This window comes from Marinobacter sp. DY40_1A1, assembly GCF_016597815.1.
GTDB lineage: Bacteria > Pseudomonadota > Gammaproteobacteria > Pseudomonadales > Oleiphilaceae > Marinobacter > Marinobacter xiaoshiensis.
Map to the genome: position 1 here is coordinate 932,160 of NZ_VCHA01000001.1, position 16,468 is coordinate 948,627.

At 52.8% G+C, this 16,468-nt stretch carries 16 protein-coding genes; 6 read left to right on the forward strand and 10 right to left on the reverse strand.

Annotated elements, in window-relative coordinates; genetic code table 11:
* Positions 1–151: 151 nt before the first annotated feature.
* From FFI61_RS04270 to FFI61_RS04290, 5 genes are all read left to right on the forward strand, one after another.
* Entirely contained in the window at positions 152–1,615 is a 1,464-nt protein-coding gene (locus FFI61_RS04270) for an SLC13 family permease (RefSeq protein ID WP_200200978.1), read from the forward strand.
* Between the two features lie 223 nt (positions 1,616–1,838).
* The gene (locus tag FFI61_RS04275) at positions 1,839–2,639 is read left to right on the forward strand and encodes a C39 family peptidase (RefSeq protein ID WP_200200977.1); all 801 of its coding nucleotides are present in this window, start codon (positions 1,839–1,841) and stop codon (positions 2,637–2,639) included.
* A 60-nt stretch (positions 2,640–2,699) separates the two neighbouring features.
* Positions 2,700–3,710, forward strand: coding sequence for a transporter (locus FFI61_RS04280; protein WP_200200976.1), 1,011 nt, complete (start codon positions 2,700–2,702; stop codon positions 3,708–3,710).
* A gap of 39 nt (positions 3,711–3,749) precedes the next feature.
* A complete protein-coding gene (locus tag FFI61_RS04285) occupies positions 3,750–5,375 on the forward strand; it encodes an OmpP1/FadL family transporter (RefSeq protein WP_200200975.1) in 1,626 nt (541 codons plus the stop codon).
* Positions 5,376–5,427: 52 nt separating this feature from the next.
* Positions 5,428–6,399: a MalM family protein gene (locus FFI61_RS04290; protein ID WP_200369385.1), complete on the forward strand. Its 972-nt coding sequence runs from the start codon at positions 5,428–5,430 to the stop codon at positions 6,397–6,399.
* Between the two features lie 5 nt (positions 6,400–6,404).
* Here FFI61_RS04290 and FFI61_RS04295 read toward each other — a convergent pair whose 3' ends face one another.
* The 3 genes from FFI61_RS04295 to FFI61_RS04305 are packed head-to-tail and all read right to left on the reverse strand — an operon-like array spanning position 6,405 to position 8,783.
* Positions 6,405–7,436 carry a polysaccharide deacetylase family protein gene (locus FFI61_RS04295; protein WP_200369386.1) on the reverse strand — a complete coding sequence of 344 codons (1,032 nt, stop codon included), beginning with the start codon at positions 7,434–7,436 and terminating at the stop codon, positions 6,405–6,407.
* Positions 7,433–8,110: a DNA-J related domain-containing protein gene (locus tag FFI61_RS04300; RefSeq protein ID WP_200369612.1), complete on the reverse strand. Its 678-nt coding sequence runs from the start codon at positions 8,108–8,110 to the stop codon at positions 7,433–7,435. Before FFI61_RS04300 ends, FFI61_RS04295 begins: the two co-directional genes overlap by 4 nt.
* A 28-nt stretch (positions 8,111–8,138) precedes the next feature.
* A complete protein-coding gene (locus tag FFI61_RS04305) occupies positions 8,139–8,783 on the reverse strand; it encodes a TetR/AcrR family transcriptional regulator (protein WP_200200972.1) in 645 nt (214 codons plus the stop codon).
* 72 nt (positions 8,784–8,855) lie between these two features.
* Between FFI61_RS04305 and ttcA the strand changes: the two genes are divergently transcribed.
* Entirely contained in the window at positions 8,856–9,776 is a 921-nt protein-coding gene (ttcA, locus tag FFI61_RS04310; RefSeq protein WP_200369387.1) for a tRNA 2-thiocytidine(32) synthetase TtcA, read from the forward strand.
* A gap of 52 nt (positions 9,777–9,828) precedes the next feature.
* On the opposite strand, the gene FFI61_RS04315 is transcribed toward ttcA, so the two are convergent.
* The 7 genes from FFI61_RS04315 to FFI61_RS04345 form a co-directional block, all read right to left on the reverse strand.
* On the reverse strand, positions 9,829–10,518 hold the full coding sequence (locus FFI61_RS04315) for a sulfite exporter TauE/SafE family protein (RefSeq protein WP_200200970.1): 690 nt from the start codon (positions 10,516–10,518) through the stop codon (positions 9,829–9,831).
* Positions 10,515–10,769 carry a cbb3-type cytochrome oxidase assembly protein CcoS gene (gene ccoS, locus FFI61_RS04320; protein WP_200200969.1) on the reverse strand — a complete coding sequence of 85 codons (255 nt, stop codon included), beginning with the start codon at positions 10,767–10,769 and terminating at the stop codon, positions 10,515–10,517. Before ccoS ends, FFI61_RS04315 begins: the two co-directional genes overlap by 4 nt.
* 38 nt (positions 10,770–10,807) lie before the next feature.
* Entirely contained in the window at positions 10,808–13,258 is a 2,451-nt protein-coding gene (locus FFI61_RS04325; RefSeq protein WP_200369388.1) for a heavy metal translocating P-type ATPase, read from the reverse strand.
* Positions 13,255–13,779 (reverse strand): FixH family protein, encoded by a 525-nt coding sequence (locus FFI61_RS04330; RefSeq protein ID WP_200200967.1) that lies wholly within the window; start codon positions 13,777–13,779, stop codon positions 13,255–13,257. Before FFI61_RS04330 ends, FFI61_RS04325 begins: the two co-directional genes overlap by 4 nt.
* 48 nt (positions 13,780–13,827) lie before the next feature.
* On the reverse strand, positions 13,828–15,258 hold the full coding sequence (gene ccoG, locus FFI61_RS04335; RefSeq protein ID WP_200200966.1) for a cytochrome c oxidase accessory protein CcoG: 1,431 nt from the start codon (positions 15,256–15,258) through the stop codon (positions 13,828–13,830).
* A 137-nt stretch (positions 15,259–15,395) separates the two neighbouring features.
* On the reverse strand, positions 15,396–16,286 hold the full coding sequence (ccoP, locus tag FFI61_RS04340; RefSeq protein WP_200369389.1) for a cytochrome-c oxidase, cbb3-type subunit III: 891 nt from the start codon (positions 16,284–16,286) through the stop codon (positions 15,396–15,398).
* Positions 16,283–16,468: a cbb3-type cytochrome oxidase subunit 3 gene (locus tag FFI61_RS04345; RefSeq protein ID WP_200200964.1), complete on the reverse strand. Its 186-nt coding sequence runs from the start codon at positions 16,466–16,468 to the stop codon at positions 16,283–16,285. Before FFI61_RS04345 ends, ccoP begins: the two co-directional genes overlap by 4 nt.

Below are 16,468 nucleotides of genomic sequence, written 5' to 3' on the forward strand. Positions count from 1 at the left end.
TCCAGCGTTAGGCTTATAATTCAGAATGGCATTTAAATAATGAACCGCAAGCCTGAATGTCCGGATTGCCTGCCGGACAGTCGCTGTGCGGAATTTCATACCCTTATAAAAACCAATTTTGAGACGGAGTGGCGTCACATGGGGTGTTTGTATGCTTGACCAACAATCGACAACAGAGAACTTGCAGGGCTACCCCATAAGCCAGCTGGTTGGTCTGCTAGTCGGTGCCGGATTTCTCCTGATGACAGTGGCTTTGCCGCCGCCAGAGTCCATGACAGTGGAAGCCTGGTCGGCATTAGGGCTCATGTTGCTTATGGCAACCTGGTGGTCAACGGAAGCTATCCCGATACCGGCCACTGCTCTGCTGCCGATTGTATTGGTGCCAGGATTGGGGTTGGGGAGTATTTCGCAGGCGACATCGCCTTACGCACATCCGATCATTTTTCTGTTCCTTGGTGGCTTTACCCTGGGCCTTGCAATGCAGCGCTGGGAGCTCCATCGCCGCATTGCGCTGATGACGCTGAGAGCGGTTGGCAACGAGCCGAAGCGGCAGGTCGCAGGTTTCATGTTGGCAACAGCGTTTCTGAGTATGTGGGTCAGCAATACAGCAACGGCCATAATGATGCTCCCCATCGGTCTGTCGGTCATTAGCATGATGGGCAACGGTCAGCCGGAGAATGTTCAGCGCTATGCTACGGCGCTACTGCTCGCTATTGCCTATTCCGCCAGTGTCGGTGGTATTGCCACACTTATAGGAACGCCGCCTAATGCGCTGCTGGCGGCCTATTTGAGCGAGACTCAGGGAGTGTCAGTCGGGTTTGCTCAATGGATGCTCCTTGGTGTCCCGGTTGCGACGGTTATGTTAGCTCTGATCTGGTGGTGGCTCACGCGGCACGATTTTGGCCTGGTCGCGCAAGAAGGAGCGGGTGAGGCCATACGCGATGAGCTTGCGGCACTTGGCAAGATGAGCCGTGGTGAAAAGCTGGTGGCTGTAGTGTTTGTTCTCACAGCAAGTGCATGGATATTCAGGCCGCTTCTTTCGGCTAGCATCATGCCCTGGTTGACCGATACGGGCATTGCCATATCAGCCGCCATTGCCATGTTCATTATTCCGGTTTCTGTGCGGCAGCAGACGTTTGTACTCGATTGGGATGCAGCCAAAGGGATACCATGGGGCGTTCTTCTGCTGTTTGGTGGCGGCCTTGCCATGGCTGGCGTTATCAGCAGTTCCGGTCTGGCCAGCTGGATTGCTGAATCTATGGGGGTCGCAAGTGCCTTGCCCTTGATTGTTATGATCACGCTGGTCGTCGCAGTAATCATTTTTCTTACGGAAGTAACAAGCAACACGGCAACGACTGCTGCCTTCCTGCCACTTTTGGGGGCACTGGCGCTTTCCCAGGAGATATCGCCGTTGTTGCTGACCATTCCAGCAGCGATTGCCGCCAGTTGCGCCTTCATGATGCCTGTGGCCACACCGCCCAATGCAATTGTATTCTCAAGTGGGGACATGAAAATAGGGGATATGATCCGTGCCGGGTTTGCACTGAACATCATCGGAATTGTGGTTGTTACCCTGCTGTGTTACCTGCTTATGGATTTTGTTTTCACCATCTGACCAACGTGCGGGTGCAGCTTGTCTTGCGCCCGCACTCCTGCATACCTGGCCCCGTAACGGGAGCAGCTTCTCTGTTTTGCCAATAGCCTTGCGATAGCGCGCCGTTGCAGCGCCAGATTTGAGGCACAGTTATCTTTAAACTCTCCGCTATTTCGGTATCTTGCCGTAACAATATGTAATCCAATAAATATCATGGATAACAAAAACAGGGATTTCGTCTGACATGCTGCTTGTGCTCGCTGGATCCATTCTTACATTCGCCATAGTGCAGGAAGCAACTGTGGTTGAGCCCTATGAAAAGGGTGCGGTTGTTATCGAGCAAAAGGTCGATTCCAGCCCGGTGGAGCTGCTCACGGAGTTTCGGGTTGAGCCGCTGGTCGAGCAGAAATTCCGCAATATTGTGCGTCAGGCATATGACTACAGTTGTGGCAGTGCCGCCTTGACCACCATTTTAAACTTCTATCTTGGGCGCAATCTTTCGGAGCGCCAAGTGATGGAGGGGCTGCTGCACTATGGCGAAAGTGATCGCATCGTTGCACGCCGGGCCTTCTCCATGCTTGACATGAAGCGTTTGGTGACAGCCCTGGGTTATCCATCTGGTGGTTTCCGTGCCACGATCGACGATCTGATTGACCTCGACCACCCGGCTATCGTTCCTATCCATCATGCGGGTTTCAAGCATTTTGTTGTGCTCAGAACCATTCGTGATGGCCGTGTGTATATGGCTGATCCAGCAGTAGGCAACCTGTCATTCACGCTCGCACAATTCGAAGAGAAATGGGACGACAATGTGCTTTTTATCGTTTTCCCGGGTAGTGACAAACCACTGGATAACCTTGAGCTCAAAGAAGAGGATCTGCGTTTTGTAGATGATCAAACCATGACATTGCTGGCACTTGAGCGCATGCCTGAGTTTTATGAGGCTACAGCCAGACGTATTCAGAACATGCTTGAACGGCAGAAAAACAATCCGGACGGCAGTGTAGAAAACACAAGAAAACAGTTGCACTACCGTCGCAATTAACATTTGTCGGGCACGGTGCCCGGCTCAGGACTACTACCAATAAAAATTAAGGGAGTCAGGATGAATCGTTGGTTTGTGCGAGGTCTTATCCTTGTTTCCGCGGCGGGTTTGCTTCCGGGCACAGCCCTGGCGCAGGACGACAATGTAGGCCAGGCGAGGGATGCGCTCGCAAAGCAGGAGGGCGATGAGGATTCGTCGCGGCAGCTTGAAGAAGTGTTTCAGGCCGCTGAGAAAAACTACTCCTTGCAGAAAAAAGGCAGTCATTCCCTTAACTATTCGTTTGACTATTCCTATACGGCTGATCAGCGTCTGGATCTTGCGATTACAAACGGATCGGTACGTAACCTCGATGTGGTCCCTTCGGCAACCCACAACTTCACCAACTCGTTTTCCTATGATTACGGGCTGTTGGACAACTTCACGGTGGGCACACGGATTCCTCTGGTCGTAAAATACGACACCCAGGATGAACTGAACACCTACGATTTTGGTGATATTTCCTTTACTGGTCGCTGGCAGCCTTTTGCCTATGTACCGGGCAAGATGTCGACCACCCTGTTTGGTACCTTCAGTACTAAAACGGGCGTTAGCCCTTATGAAATCGATATAAACGAACAGCTTTCAACCGGCAGCGGCTATTACTCTATTGGTGGTGGCGCAAGCTTGTCGAAAGTACTTGATCCGGTTGTTGTGTTCGGGTCCGTCAGTGTTACCTACAACCTGCCTGAAGATGATCTGCAGCAGGTTCGTGGTGCGCGACTGCTTCAGGAAGTTGAGCCAGGCTTCAGTCTTTCCGGTTCCGCCGGATTTGCTTATTCGCTTTCTTATGACATTTCTCTAAGCATCTCTGCTCAGATGAGCTATAGCGATGAGACCATCCTTACTTTCTCCAATGGTGACCAGGCAATGGCGCAGGACCAGATGAGCGGTTTCCTGAGTATGTCGCTGGGAACCCGTGTCAGCGATACCACAATAGTGAACACCAGCGTTGGTATTGGTCTGACTGAGGATGCCCCGGATTTCTCCCTGGGCGTGTCCCTACCCATTAACTTCTCCGGCCTCAAAGAGTGATTGGTGCCGCTGACGATTTAAAGGGAAGGGAAGGATTTCATGGGACATAACAGCTACAAGCGCCAACTTCTCGCGGCCATGGTAGCCACGACAATCTCGTGTGGTGCTCAGGCGCAGTTGGCACAGAACCTGACGATTCACCCGAAAGCACTGGCTCTGGGTAATGCCGTTACAGCTGATCCCCCGGGAATCATGGCTGTTCACTTTAACCCGGCCGGCCTGACCAAGCTGGAAGGTCGCCAATTTGAAATCAACCTGCTGGGTGTTTACCTGGATGTTGACGCTGATTTTACGGCCCCGGAAGGGTATGAAATATTTGGCATTGATGGCACAGAAATAGACCCGAATACCGGCCAACAACGGGACCCTGTTGCAAACACCCACAGCCACACGAACAACGTCTCATTGTATATTCCCGGCTTTGGAATACTACGCACGCCTCCCGGGCCCGCAGTAGCCCCTTCTGCGGGATTCAGTATCACGCCTCCCGGATCGAAACTGACCTTTGCCAATGCGTTTTATCTACCTATGGCAGCAGGTTTCTACCGTGACAAAGATGATCCTGGCCGCTATCAGCCTCAGGCGGCTGCCTTGCAGCGCACGACTTATCTTGCGCCAAGCGTAGGTTATAAAATTAATGAAGAATGGTCCGTGGGCGCTGGCATTCACTTGTCCCATATGGGTATTGCTGCTGATCAGTACATGCGGGCCCCTAACATGTTGTTGGGTGTTGCAGAAATTCTTCAGGATGCGTTCAATTGCGAAAGTGGCGATGAGCCACTACAGCCTTGGCTCGCTCTTTGTGGTGGTAACGTCGGCCCTTGGGATGACATAGGTGCCATGTCCCTTAATGTTCAGGATTCACTTTCCCCTACCTACACACTTGGGGTTATGTGGGAGCCGGTAGATTGGTTTTCCTGGGGGGCAAGCTATACCTCCGAAGCTGAAATGAACATGAAGGGCACCTTCGAGATCCAGTACACCGATGACTGGTCCGGATTCTGGCAGAGTGTCAACGGGTCGGTTCTCGGCGCCATTACCTCAGCGATTCTCAGTCTGCCATCTGGTGCGCCGCGAGAGGCGGGCAACGTAAGTATGGATCTGGTCTATCCACAGCACTTTCAAACCGGTATTAGCGTGGATGTACACCCGAAGCTCACTTTGAACGCCGACATAGGCTGGACTGACTATGCACAGTGGGATGCATTCCTGTTCCGTTTCGATCGGAATCTGGAATTCCTTAACGCTGCGCGGATTTTGTCTCCGGACAATGCCACACCGAACACCCTCAAATTGCCATTGGGCTTTACCAGCCAGTGGAATTGGGCTTTCGGCGCGGAATTTCATGCGTCCTCACGGCTTGATTTGAGGGCGGGTGTTGAGATTAGGGATTCGGTAATTCCGGATGACCAGCGTTCGGTTATGGCGCCTTTTGGCGGCGCTAACCTGTACAGTGTTGGAATGGGTTACAAATGGGACAAAAATACAGAAATTGATATGAATCTCAGTTATCTGCACTCGATCGAAACGATTCCGGCAAACACCAGTTGCAACATTAACTGCGATAACATTACCAACATTATCTACAACCCGTATGCAGGGCTGGACGTAAAAACATCTCTCCGTGTTGTTATGGCGGGTATCAGTTTCCGGAAAAAATTCTGACAGCACGCTGTATCGAGCTTAAAAGGGCGTATCAGTGAACAGACATAGATTCATGACTGCGGCTGTTTGTCTGATTCTTGGTGCGATGTTGTCTGGCTGTCAGATTGGTGGCTCAACAGTATCAAACAAGGAAGGCTATTTTTCCTGGGTAGATGAGCAGGGACGCGTGCGCTATTCACCCATCGTCGAGAAGCCTGCCGAAGGGCCGCCGGTCAGCGAGCCTGCCAGCGGTGACGAGTTTACAGCTGCCAATTATCCGGATGCGGAAGAGTTGCGGCGCAAGGGCTATGTGCGAGAAGGGGACGAACAGCCATACTATACCTGGCGTGATGCCGATGGCACCGTTCGAAATACCTATTACCAGCCAGACACCCGAACAGATGAGGAAAAAGGGCTTATCGCTCCTCCGCCAGGGGCGACCCCGGCAACAGTGTATCGCGCCGGTGACACCCTTATTGAAACTGATCCTGTGGCCGGGCACGATCCCGAAGCCTTTGCTATTCTAGGCATTGCCGAGGTTGACAACGACTTCCTGAGCCGATTTTCCGAAACCTGCTGTGAGACGCTGGACACCCAGGATCATGAACGCTGGCAGGAAAACCGTGAGTTTGGCGTATACCTGAAGAAAAGTTCTCCCACGCACAGCTTCCTCACAGGTGAGAGTCCCTATCAACTGATTTCACTACCACAAGGTGGACAAGCAGAAGGGCAGATGTTTCGCTTGCGCTCATACGCCAGTGAAGGGGTTGTTGTACCTTCGGTCTTGTTTCTTGATGATACTTTGAGCCCTGTGCGCCTTGTAACAGACCTGGTGTCGGATTTCGTGCCGGAGAATTGGCACCGCCGGGGGTACCTGGAAGCTCGTATCCCGGTAGCCAGCACTGGGGCGGAGCGTTGGATGCTTGTTTTTACCCGAAACGAGGATCTTGAGGGCCAAACGGTTATCGAAACCCGCCGTGGCCCCCGCAAGATACCCCACGTCAGCACCGGTGAAATGGGGCTGAACATGGTAGATGCTCTATAACCGGATCAGTCTTCCGGTTTACTCAAATCCAGCCATTGCTGGGACAGCCAGTAAAAGCCGCCAGCTTTAGCCGGGTGGGTGCAGTTATAGCGGAATCGTCGGCTGTTGAAGGGTTTGGGTGCCTTAATCAGAATGTTATTGCCAGTCACCTTGAAATCAATCCGCCCCATGCCCGAAGCAAAGCAGGTCAGCCTGGCGGGCTGAATATCATCTACCAAAGGCAGAGACAGGGTTGGTGGGTTGGCACTCACGATTCCGTCAGGCAGTTGGTTGGTGTCTAAGGGGAAGGCTTTGCTGTTTAACTTGTCTTTCAGGCCGTTCAGCTGACCGTAGGTGTTGGCCATGGGAAACCGGGGCAAACGGGTTTTGCCTGTAAGGGGCCCAATTGCACCAGATTGCTGCCCGAACCCATACCAGCCTCGTTCTGAGACCTTCGCTTCAAGGGCTTCATCGAACTCGCCATAAGGATAGGCAAATACAGGCAGGTCTGTTCCCAGTTTTCGTTTTAGTTCAGCTTGCGCGGTATCCAGGCTGCGGTTTGTCCGCTTTATCCAGTCGGCTTCCGCTTCGCCCGGCTTTCGCGCCAGATGGCCGTGTCCCGCCGTGTGGTTGGCAATGCTTACACCCTCCCGTCCTGAGAGCTCTTTCAGTTGACCCCAGGTCATGTAGCCGTGTTTTCCGATAGCGGCCGTGTCGACAAAAATGGTGTAAGGCAAACCCCGTTCCTGGAGGATGTCTGCGCCTGTGCTATATACCGACTCATAGGCATCATCAAAGGTAATCGCGATGCGCTGGCCGGTTGACGGGTTGTTGGAAAATAAATCCTTTGTGGCTTCGTACAAATCAACAACCTCAAGGCCCAGTTCGGTGATCATGTCCAACTGTGCATTGAACAGCGATACAGAGGTACTGGTTGATGGCGGTGTAGACTCGCTTATGTGGTGATATTGAAGTACGACGAGATCGGCTTTTGCGCCAAAACTTGCGAGAAAAAGTGACAGCAGGACAGCTGATATCCAGGGTTTTCGTGCGTTCATATGTGCTCCAAAATCTGACTGAAATGTGCCTTCAGAACGGCAAACGCTTCGTTTAGTGACTGTATTGCTTCTGTTTCTCCACCACGGTCGGGGTGGGCTTGCATCACAGCCCTTCGAAATGCCTGTTTTGCCGTTTGAAAATTGTCGGGAACAGAATCGAACCCGAGAACTCGGGCGGCTTGCAGAATCTCCGGGCTGCTGGGTTTGGAGTCGCCGCGGCCCTCCCAGAAATCATCCATCATTTGCTGAACCGATTCTTCCGGTAACTCATATTGCGAAAGGTCCAGATAGAAACTACGAAGGCTGTCTACTGTACCGGGCAGCCCTTTACCGCCGATGATATCCTGATGCTCAATGCCGATGCGCAAAGGGGAGATATACAGGTTCTCGCCGGCTTCTGCGAGGGTATCCCTTAGGCGGTACAGCACATGGAACAGGAGAAAATGCACCGGGTAGAGCGCTTGAATATCGTGAAACGCCAGTGCGCCAATCAGATTCCACGGCGGGCCCTGAAGCTTTTTGATCAGGCTGAGCTCGTCTATGCCTGCTGGCGCGCTGCGAAGCTCATGCTCAACAGCCACCAGCATATGCTGAACCTGTTGCTCCAGCAATGTATCAGAGCCTTTTGCCGATGGCCTTTGTGAGCACTTCATGGATGCGGGTATATTCTTCATGGCCACAATGTTAGGCCAGCAGCCGTATTCAGGGAAGGGTAGTGAGCCCGGGCAGCCCGCCTTTGAACAATGCCGTAGCAAGGTTCGTCGCCCGGTCTACCTCACTGTCTGCTTGTTCCGGGTGCAGGTGCACGCGCCTCGCGACAGTCAGGCTGGTCTCATAGGCCACGCCAAAGAACGCAGCACAAAGATATTCCTGATCGACGCTTGGCAATATGCCCCGCGTAACAGCTGCTCTAACATCATCCTCAAGGGACATCATGATGAGCTCAAGTATGCCTGAGCCAAATAGATCCCTTATAGCGCGATCGTTACGATGAGCCAGCTCGTAAACGAGAGGGTCCTTTGCGGTGGCGCTGTATACTGCATGGTAGGAGCGGCGAATAAATTCTTCGGTACTCTCAGCGGAGCGGCGTGAACGAGTCAGGTTTTCATTCAATCCACTGAGAAAATCGGTGAGAAGGGCCGCAAAGATGTCCTGTTTGCTCCGAAAATAGTTGTAGAAGGTGCCGGAAGCCAGATCCGTTTTTTTGATAAGGTCACGGATGGTTGTGTTTTCATAGCCTTTTTCTTGAAAGCAGATGCGCGCAGAATTCAGTATTGCTGCGTGGTTGCGCATGCGGTTGCGTTCCCGCTTACCTGGTATTTCTTTATCTGAGCTCAACATATCCATGTTAGTAGCCTGTCCCTGTTAGTAGTGGATGCGTATAATCTCACGATCATTTTCCCACTGAACACAGTAGATATGCCCGAAGCCACAAGTGACAGCCCCGAACAAAATTATAGTTCAGTATACGAACGTAACCTGAAACTGGAGCAGAATAAACTGCAGAAACGCCTGCGCCGCGACGTCGGCCAGGCCATTTCAGACTTCTCGATGATCGAAGCAGGCGACAAGGTAATGTGTTGCCTTTCCGGTGGCAAGGATTCTTATGCCATGCTGGACATACTCCTCAATCTGCAAAAAAGTGCGCCAGTGTCGTTTGAACTGATTGCTGTCAATCTTGATCAGAAGCAGCCGGGTTTCCCTGAAGAAGTGCTGCCAGGGTATCTCGCCGAATTGGGGATCGAGTATCACATCATTGAGCGAGACACCTATAGCATCGTCACTGACAAGGTGGCAGAGGGTAAAACTACTTGTGGCCTGTGTTCACGCTTACGGCGGGGCATTCTCTACAACTTTGCAGAGGAGCAGGGCGTTACCAAGATTGCCTTGGGCCATCACCGCGATGATCTTCTGGAAACCCTGTTTTTGAATATGTTTTACGGTGGCAAGCTTAAAACCATGCCGCCCGTGCTGCACAGCGACGACGGTCGGAATACTGTAATTCGTCCCCTGGCATACTGCCGGGAGAAAGACATAGCCAGGTATGCGGAGCTTCGGGAATACCCAATCATTCCCTGCAATCTTTGCGGTTCTCAGGAAAATCTGCAGCGGCAGGTTATCAAGGAAATGTTCCAGCACTGGGACAAGCAACATCCTGGCCGGCTTGAGTCGATGTTCCGGGCCTTATGCAATGTTGAGCCATCACACCTTGCAGACCCCAACCTCTATGATTTTCGCGAGGGCAAGCGCTTGGGGGGCAAGCGCCAAGCCGTTCAGACGGCTGCGCCGGCACAAGAGCCGGAGCAGAGCTTCGGGCGCCTGGACGTTCTGAATATCTAGTTCTGGCCTCAGGACTGCCTGGTGAATCCGGAAGGCTTGTCAGAGAGTGGAATTAATGGCCGGTCATTGCCAGCAGGGGCAGGGTCCAAAGCCCGAAAATGATCAATAGAGCGCCGGTGAACTTCCGGAACATCTGATTGCTTTTCAGGCCATTGATCCAACTAGCTGCATAACCTGCCCCGAGCATTGAGGGCAGGGTGCCCAGCCCGAAAAACACCATTGTCAGAGCGGCCGAACCCACAGTCGGCTGCAAGGCCGCCCAACCCAGTGTGCTATACACTAATCCACATGGTAGCCAGCCCCAGAGAGCTCCGAGAGCAAGGGCCTGGCCCGCATGATTGATCGGGAGAATCCTGCTGGCAAGGGGTGACAAGCGCTTCCATAGTGGGGCACCGATGCGCTCTACATAGCGGATGCCCTGCCACCACTGGCCCATGGACAATCCCATTGCAATCAACAGCAGGCCCGCTGCCGAGCGCAAAATCATGCCTAGCTGTGTCCATTGGTTTGCGGCTGACGTACTTAGCAGCGCAACCAGCGCCGCAATCAGTGCGTAACTTCCGATGCGTCCAATGTTATAGGCAAGCAGTAACATTGACTGCCGTACGCGAAAACCCTTGCCGACCGGCAATGCCATGGAGAGCGAGGCGCTGATTCCGCCGCACATGGCAATGCAATGAGTGCTGCCAAGCAGGCCAATGAAAAACGCACTGGGATAGCTAAGATACAGTTCCGGGCTCATGATCGATCAGGCTTACTCTCAGGATCGCCATTTTCAATATGAGCTTCAGCGCTCGTGGAGCCTGCAGCTTTATTCTGTTTATCGGTGCGGGCTTCCTCCGGGATCATATCTATATCGTCATCGTAGAGGATGCGATGTGCAGGCCCTTCCAGATCATCGTATTGACCATTCTTGACGGCCCAGGAAAACAGAAAGATGCCCATCACCACGAGAATCAGCATGACCGGTATCAGGAACACTACGACTTCCACGGGATAAACCTCATATTAAAAATCAGATGTTCACGGTATCAGGGCGCAACCTGTGCGCCAACTCGTATTGTTCCTGAGTGGCTCGTGGCCCGAGGCTGTTTACCAAGGCGTAATGCGTTGAGTACAACAATTAACGAGCTAAGTGACATGCCGATTGCTGCGGCCCAGGGTGGAACCAGGCCTGCGGCTGCGAGCGGCAATGCGCTGACATTGTAAACAAGCGCCCATGCCATATTTTGGCGGATTATCTTGCGAGTGCGGCGACTGGTATCCAGTGCCTCCACAAGTTGCATCAACTGGCCATTGAGTAAAACAGCATCTGCTTTGAGCTGTGTAAGGTCCGCTGCAGTGCCCATAGCCACAGATATTCCTGCACCGGCCATAGAGGGCAGGTCGTTGAGTCCATCCCCGACCATCATCACCTGACGGCCTTCTGCTTTCAGCTTTTGTAGAACCTCAAGCTTTTGCTCAGGCGAAGCTTGGCCAATAGCTTCGTCAATCCCAAGCATATCCGCTATTTCGCGCACATGGCCTGAGCGGTCTCCACTGAGCAACAAGGTACGGATTCCGGCATCCTGAAGGGCTTTGATAGCTTGGGCCGCATCCTCCCGGGGCTGATCATCAAGCCAGAAGCTTGCCAGCCATTCGGTATCAGATGCCAGCCAGATTTCCATGCCGGTGTGTGGCTCTGATTCCGGCTCGGGCAGGTCGAGATGCCCCGCCACAAAGGCCTTATGCCCAATGAAAAAGGCCTGGTCACCCAAACGCCCTGTAAGACCACCACCCAGGTGGTTAGTTACCTCTTCAATGGCTGCAGATGGCCGGTTATGAAATACCTGGGCAATAGGGTGTTCAGAATGCTGCTCAAGTCCGGAAGCCAGGCGCAGGCATGTATCCCTGTCTTTACTCCCCGTTACGCGAGTATCAATCAGACTCAATTTACCCCGGGTCAGTGTGCCGGTTTTGTCGAAGATTACGGTATCTATGGTATTCATGGATTCAAGCGCGTGGCCTCGGGTGGGCAGAAAACCCAGCCGCCGCAGCTTGACTGTGGCTGAGGTAATCGCGGTGGGCGTTGCCAGCGACAGCGCGCAAGGGCAGGTCACTACAAGCACGGAGAGGGTGATGTCGAAAGCGTTGTCTGCTCCGGCCCACCACCATCCGATCCAGACGACCGGCGCAAGAATGAGTACGCGCCCTACAAACTTACCTGCAATGCGATCTGCCATCCGGGCGACAGGAGGCTTTTCTGACTGAACCCGATCCAGTATTCGCAGAATTCCTGACAGCCTTGTTTGAGCTCCGGATTTCTCAACCTGAATATCCAGCGGGTTTTCGCCATTAACGCTACCCGCATGCACTGTATCTCCAGGAATCCGGGTTTCCGGCAAATACTCACCAGTGAGGGCGGACTCATTGAGAGTGGACTGGCCTCGCAGAATGACCCCGTCTACCGGTAGTGTTTCTCCTGGCCGAATGCGAACCACATCGCCGGGCTTTACCTGGTGGGCGGGTACAACTTCCGTCTCCTCGCCCGTCACTTTGGTTGCTACCGTGGGGTTGAAACCTGCCAGGGCATTGCCGGTGAGGCCTGCGCGGTATCGTGCCTGGACTTCAATGTATCGCCCGAGCAGCAGGAAAAAAGTAAACATACAGACAGATTCAAAATAGACCTCTTCACCGCCCATTACTGTCACCCACGCACTCGCCATGTATGCGAGCCCGATAGCTATGGCTACGGGGACATCCATGGTCAGATGGCGGGTTTTAATGTCTCTTAGTGCGTTGCGGAAAAACGAATCTGCACTGTAAAAAACAACGGGCGTTGCCACCAGTAAGCCGAACCAGCGGAAAAAGGACACAAGTTCTGGTGACAGATCGCTGACCAACTCAAAGTAGAGCGGGAAAGCGAGCATCATACTCTGAAAAGTGCCCATGCCCGCGACAGCAAGGCGAATCAACATTGAGCGATTTTCTGCTTTGAGTTGATCCTCTACTTCATCTGACTGATAGGGGCGGGCGGTATAGCCAAGTTCGTGTATGGCGATCAACAAATCGCTCAAACCGGCTTTATCCTGGGCCCAGACAAGGCGTGCTCGCTGGGTAGTGTGGTTCACTGAGAAAGAAAGCACACCGGGCTGCTTTTTCATATGGTTTTCAAGCAACCATATGCACGCCGCACAGGTAATACCACCAATTAAAAGCTGGGCCTCATGACCTCCTTTAACGGGAGACACGAAGGCTTGCTGAACCAGTGGGTGGTCAAGCTCTCTGAGTCTGTCCAGTTCGGTGGCAGTTAGCTGGCGAGGGGTAATCGCGGCTTGTGTGCGGAGCTGATAGAAGCCTGTGAGGCCTTCGGTGTGAATGGTTTCGCACACCGCCTTGCAGCCCTGGCAACAGAAAAACCGTGTTTCGCCATCAAGCTCAAGAGCAATGCGCGGCTCGCCTTCAGCCGGCTCGCCGCAATGGAAGCAATCCACAGGGGTCACCCTTTGGCGGATCCTTTCGGAACCATATGAACCTTGCTTTCGGTTGGCAGCCAGGCCTCGCCTTTCAGGCGCCAGTGGTTGTCCGGGCCTCGAAGCTCGTAGTACCAACGGCCATCTATGTCACCAAGCATGTTCCCTGTGTAGTGACCATTACCATCACTGCGGAACTGGATAGTACGGTCATTTTGAGAAAGCGTTGGGTGAAACAGGTTAAGGATCAGGTAAGGAAAGTCTGCTGGTCCTTCCTGGGTGTTCACATTCAGCAGAATGCTGCGATCTTCAAATGCCATGTCAGCGTTGAGGCCCATGTCTGCGGCAGCCTGGTCGCGGGCTATCTCAAGGTTAATGCCACGGCCTTCTTTTGAGTAATCGTCTGTGACCATTGTGTCGCGCATATTTGATGCGACAACCAGCATAAACATGCTAAACGTGATCGCAGATAGCGGCGCAATGGTCAAGAACCAGAACCAGGGCTGCCGATACCAAGGTGCGATTGTTGCTGCGGGTGCTTGTTGATTCATAACACTCAGTCTCGTCTGTTTACAGATTGCCAACGGTGATCTTGAAGATCATTGCGTTGGACCGACAAATCGGCTTTCAGTTTCCAGCTTCAGTGACGCATCCGTTTCAGACTGTGCATGGAATATTATTTCGTTGTTTGACTGCGGGATCGATTCTGGAGGAACGTCCACGACCGTCGGCAGAGAGCGGTTTTCACCACTAGCGACTGACACCTGTGTTTGGGTCAGAATGCGAACACCTTCAAGGCCTTTTACTGACAGTTTAAATGTCTGGGGTACTTCTGACATGTTTACTATTTTCAAGGTGTAGGAGTTTTCAATACGTCCCTCACCGTTAAAGCTGAACAGTGCGCCGCGATCCCTCAGAACGTCAAGCTGGGCCGGAACGCGAGTTGCTATTACGAAGATGATTGCCCCGATCATGGCCGTCAGAACGGCGCCATAACCAAACGTACGGGGACGAAGAAGCTTTGAGGGCTTTCCTTCGAGTTCGTTCTCGGTGGTGTATCGGATCAACCCGCGAGGGTAGTCCATCTTGTCCATGATTTCATCACACGCATCAATACAGAGAGCACAACCAATGCACTCATATTGAAGGCCATCGCGAATATCAATGCCAGTGGGACACACGTGGACACATTGTCCGCAGTCAATACAGTCACCCAGACCTACCTCTTCAGGCTTTACGTCCTTTTTGCGGCCGCCGCGTGGCTCGCCACGGTTGGGGTCGTAGGAAACAATGCGCGTGTTCGGGTCGAACATAACGGACTGGAAACGCGCGTATGGGCACATGTAAAGGCAAACTTGCTCACGCATCCAGCCGGCGTTGATATAGGTGGCAGCAGTAAAAAAGGCAACCCAGAAGTACGCCCAACCGTTCGCCTGAAAGGTGAAAATATCTGCAATGAGTTCGCGAATCGGGTAAAAATAACCGACAAATGTCAGGCCAGTCAGCAGTGCAATAAGTAGCCAGATTGTGTGCTTGGCTGATTTTTTAAAGATCTTTTCCCGTGAATTGGGTGCCTTGTCCAGCTTCATACGCTTGTTGCGGCTGCCCTCAATACGCTCTTCAACCCACATGAAGATAAATGTCCACACTGTTTGCGGGCAGGTGTAGCCACACCAGACACGACCGAAAAGCGTGGTAATGAAGAACAGGCCAAAAGCACAAATAATTAACATGCCCGACAGTAGAAAGAAGTCTCTTGGGAAGAAGGTTGCACCGTAGAGGTGGAATTCCCGGGCGGGCAGATCGAAATGAATCAGCGGGCTGCCATCGAGGGTAATCCATACGAACAGGAAATACATGCTCATGAGCGCCATCAAACTAACTGTACGAATGCGCTGGAAAAGCCCCGTTACTTCTTTGACGTAGATTTTCTTCCGGCTGGCATAGAGCTCAACCGTCTCCGGCTGTTTTTTACCGCCCGAGGGCTCTGAGGAGGGGTCGACCTGTTTGACCGGAATTTCATTACTCATGGGTACCTCCAGAAGGAGCTTTAAAGCGCTGATGCGGAGCCTGAAAAAAGGCTGATGCTGATCTTTTCAAGCCTGTGCCCGCGGAAGCAGACACAGGGTTGAACAGACCAAGCCGGGCCAGAGGCCCGGCGGGAAAGTCAGTTCGACAAGCTGTAAACGTAAGCAGCCAGAATCTGAATCTGATCGTTGGACAAGCGACCGCTTTGAGCAGGCATCTCGTTCACACGACCGTGCAGAACTGTTTCTCTGATCCACTCGTAGTTGGAGCCATAGAGCCAGATGTTGTCTGTCAGGTTGGGTGCACCCAGCGCCTGCATGCCCTTTCCTTCAGGACCGTGACAAGCAACGCAGCCCTGTGCAAACACGGCTTTACCGGCTTCTGCCGCAGCAGCGTCTTTTTCCCGACCGCTAAAGCTCAGAACGTAATTAACCACCTGATCCACCTGCTCATTGGTCATGTTAGGCATGACACCTTTGGCTGGCATGTTACCCATACGGCCATTGCGCAGGGTCTCCAGGATAGCTTCGGGCGAGCCGCCCCACATCCAGTCGCCGTCGGTCAGGTTAGGAAAGCCAACCTGGCCACGAGCAGCTGTGCCGTGGCAAACAGCGCAGTTATTTGCGAACAGACGTTGGCCGATCTTCAGCGCGTCTTCATTTTTGGAAAGCTCCACCACCGGAGTTTGGCCAAACTGCGCATAGATTGGGCCGTACTTCTCGTCAGCTGCAGCAACTTCGGCTTCCCACTGGTTGGTAGAGGTCCAGCCCAGCAGTCCCTTGAAGTTGCCAAGGCCCGGGTACAGAGCCAAGTAACCAAGAGAGAAGATTACAGTCGCAACAAATAGATAGAACCACCACTTGGGTAGGGGGTTGTCATACTCTTCGATGCCATCGAAGGAGTGGCCCATGGTACGGTCGGTTTCTACATCAGTTGTCTGGCTCTTGCGTGTTGCAAAGAGTAACCAGGCACAACCAAAGACCACCACGAGCACGATCACGCTGATCCAGATGCTCCAAAAGGTACTCATTGTTTATTCTCCGTTTTTTCCTGTTCAAGAGTACGCTTTTCCACCTCGTCATCATCGAACGGCAGATGGGCTGCTTCTTCGTTAGCCTTTTTCCGGTGAGCGCTGAAGGCCCACCAGATGATGCCGATAAATACCGCCATCACTAAAAGGGTATGCATGCCGCGTAACTCGTTAATATCCAT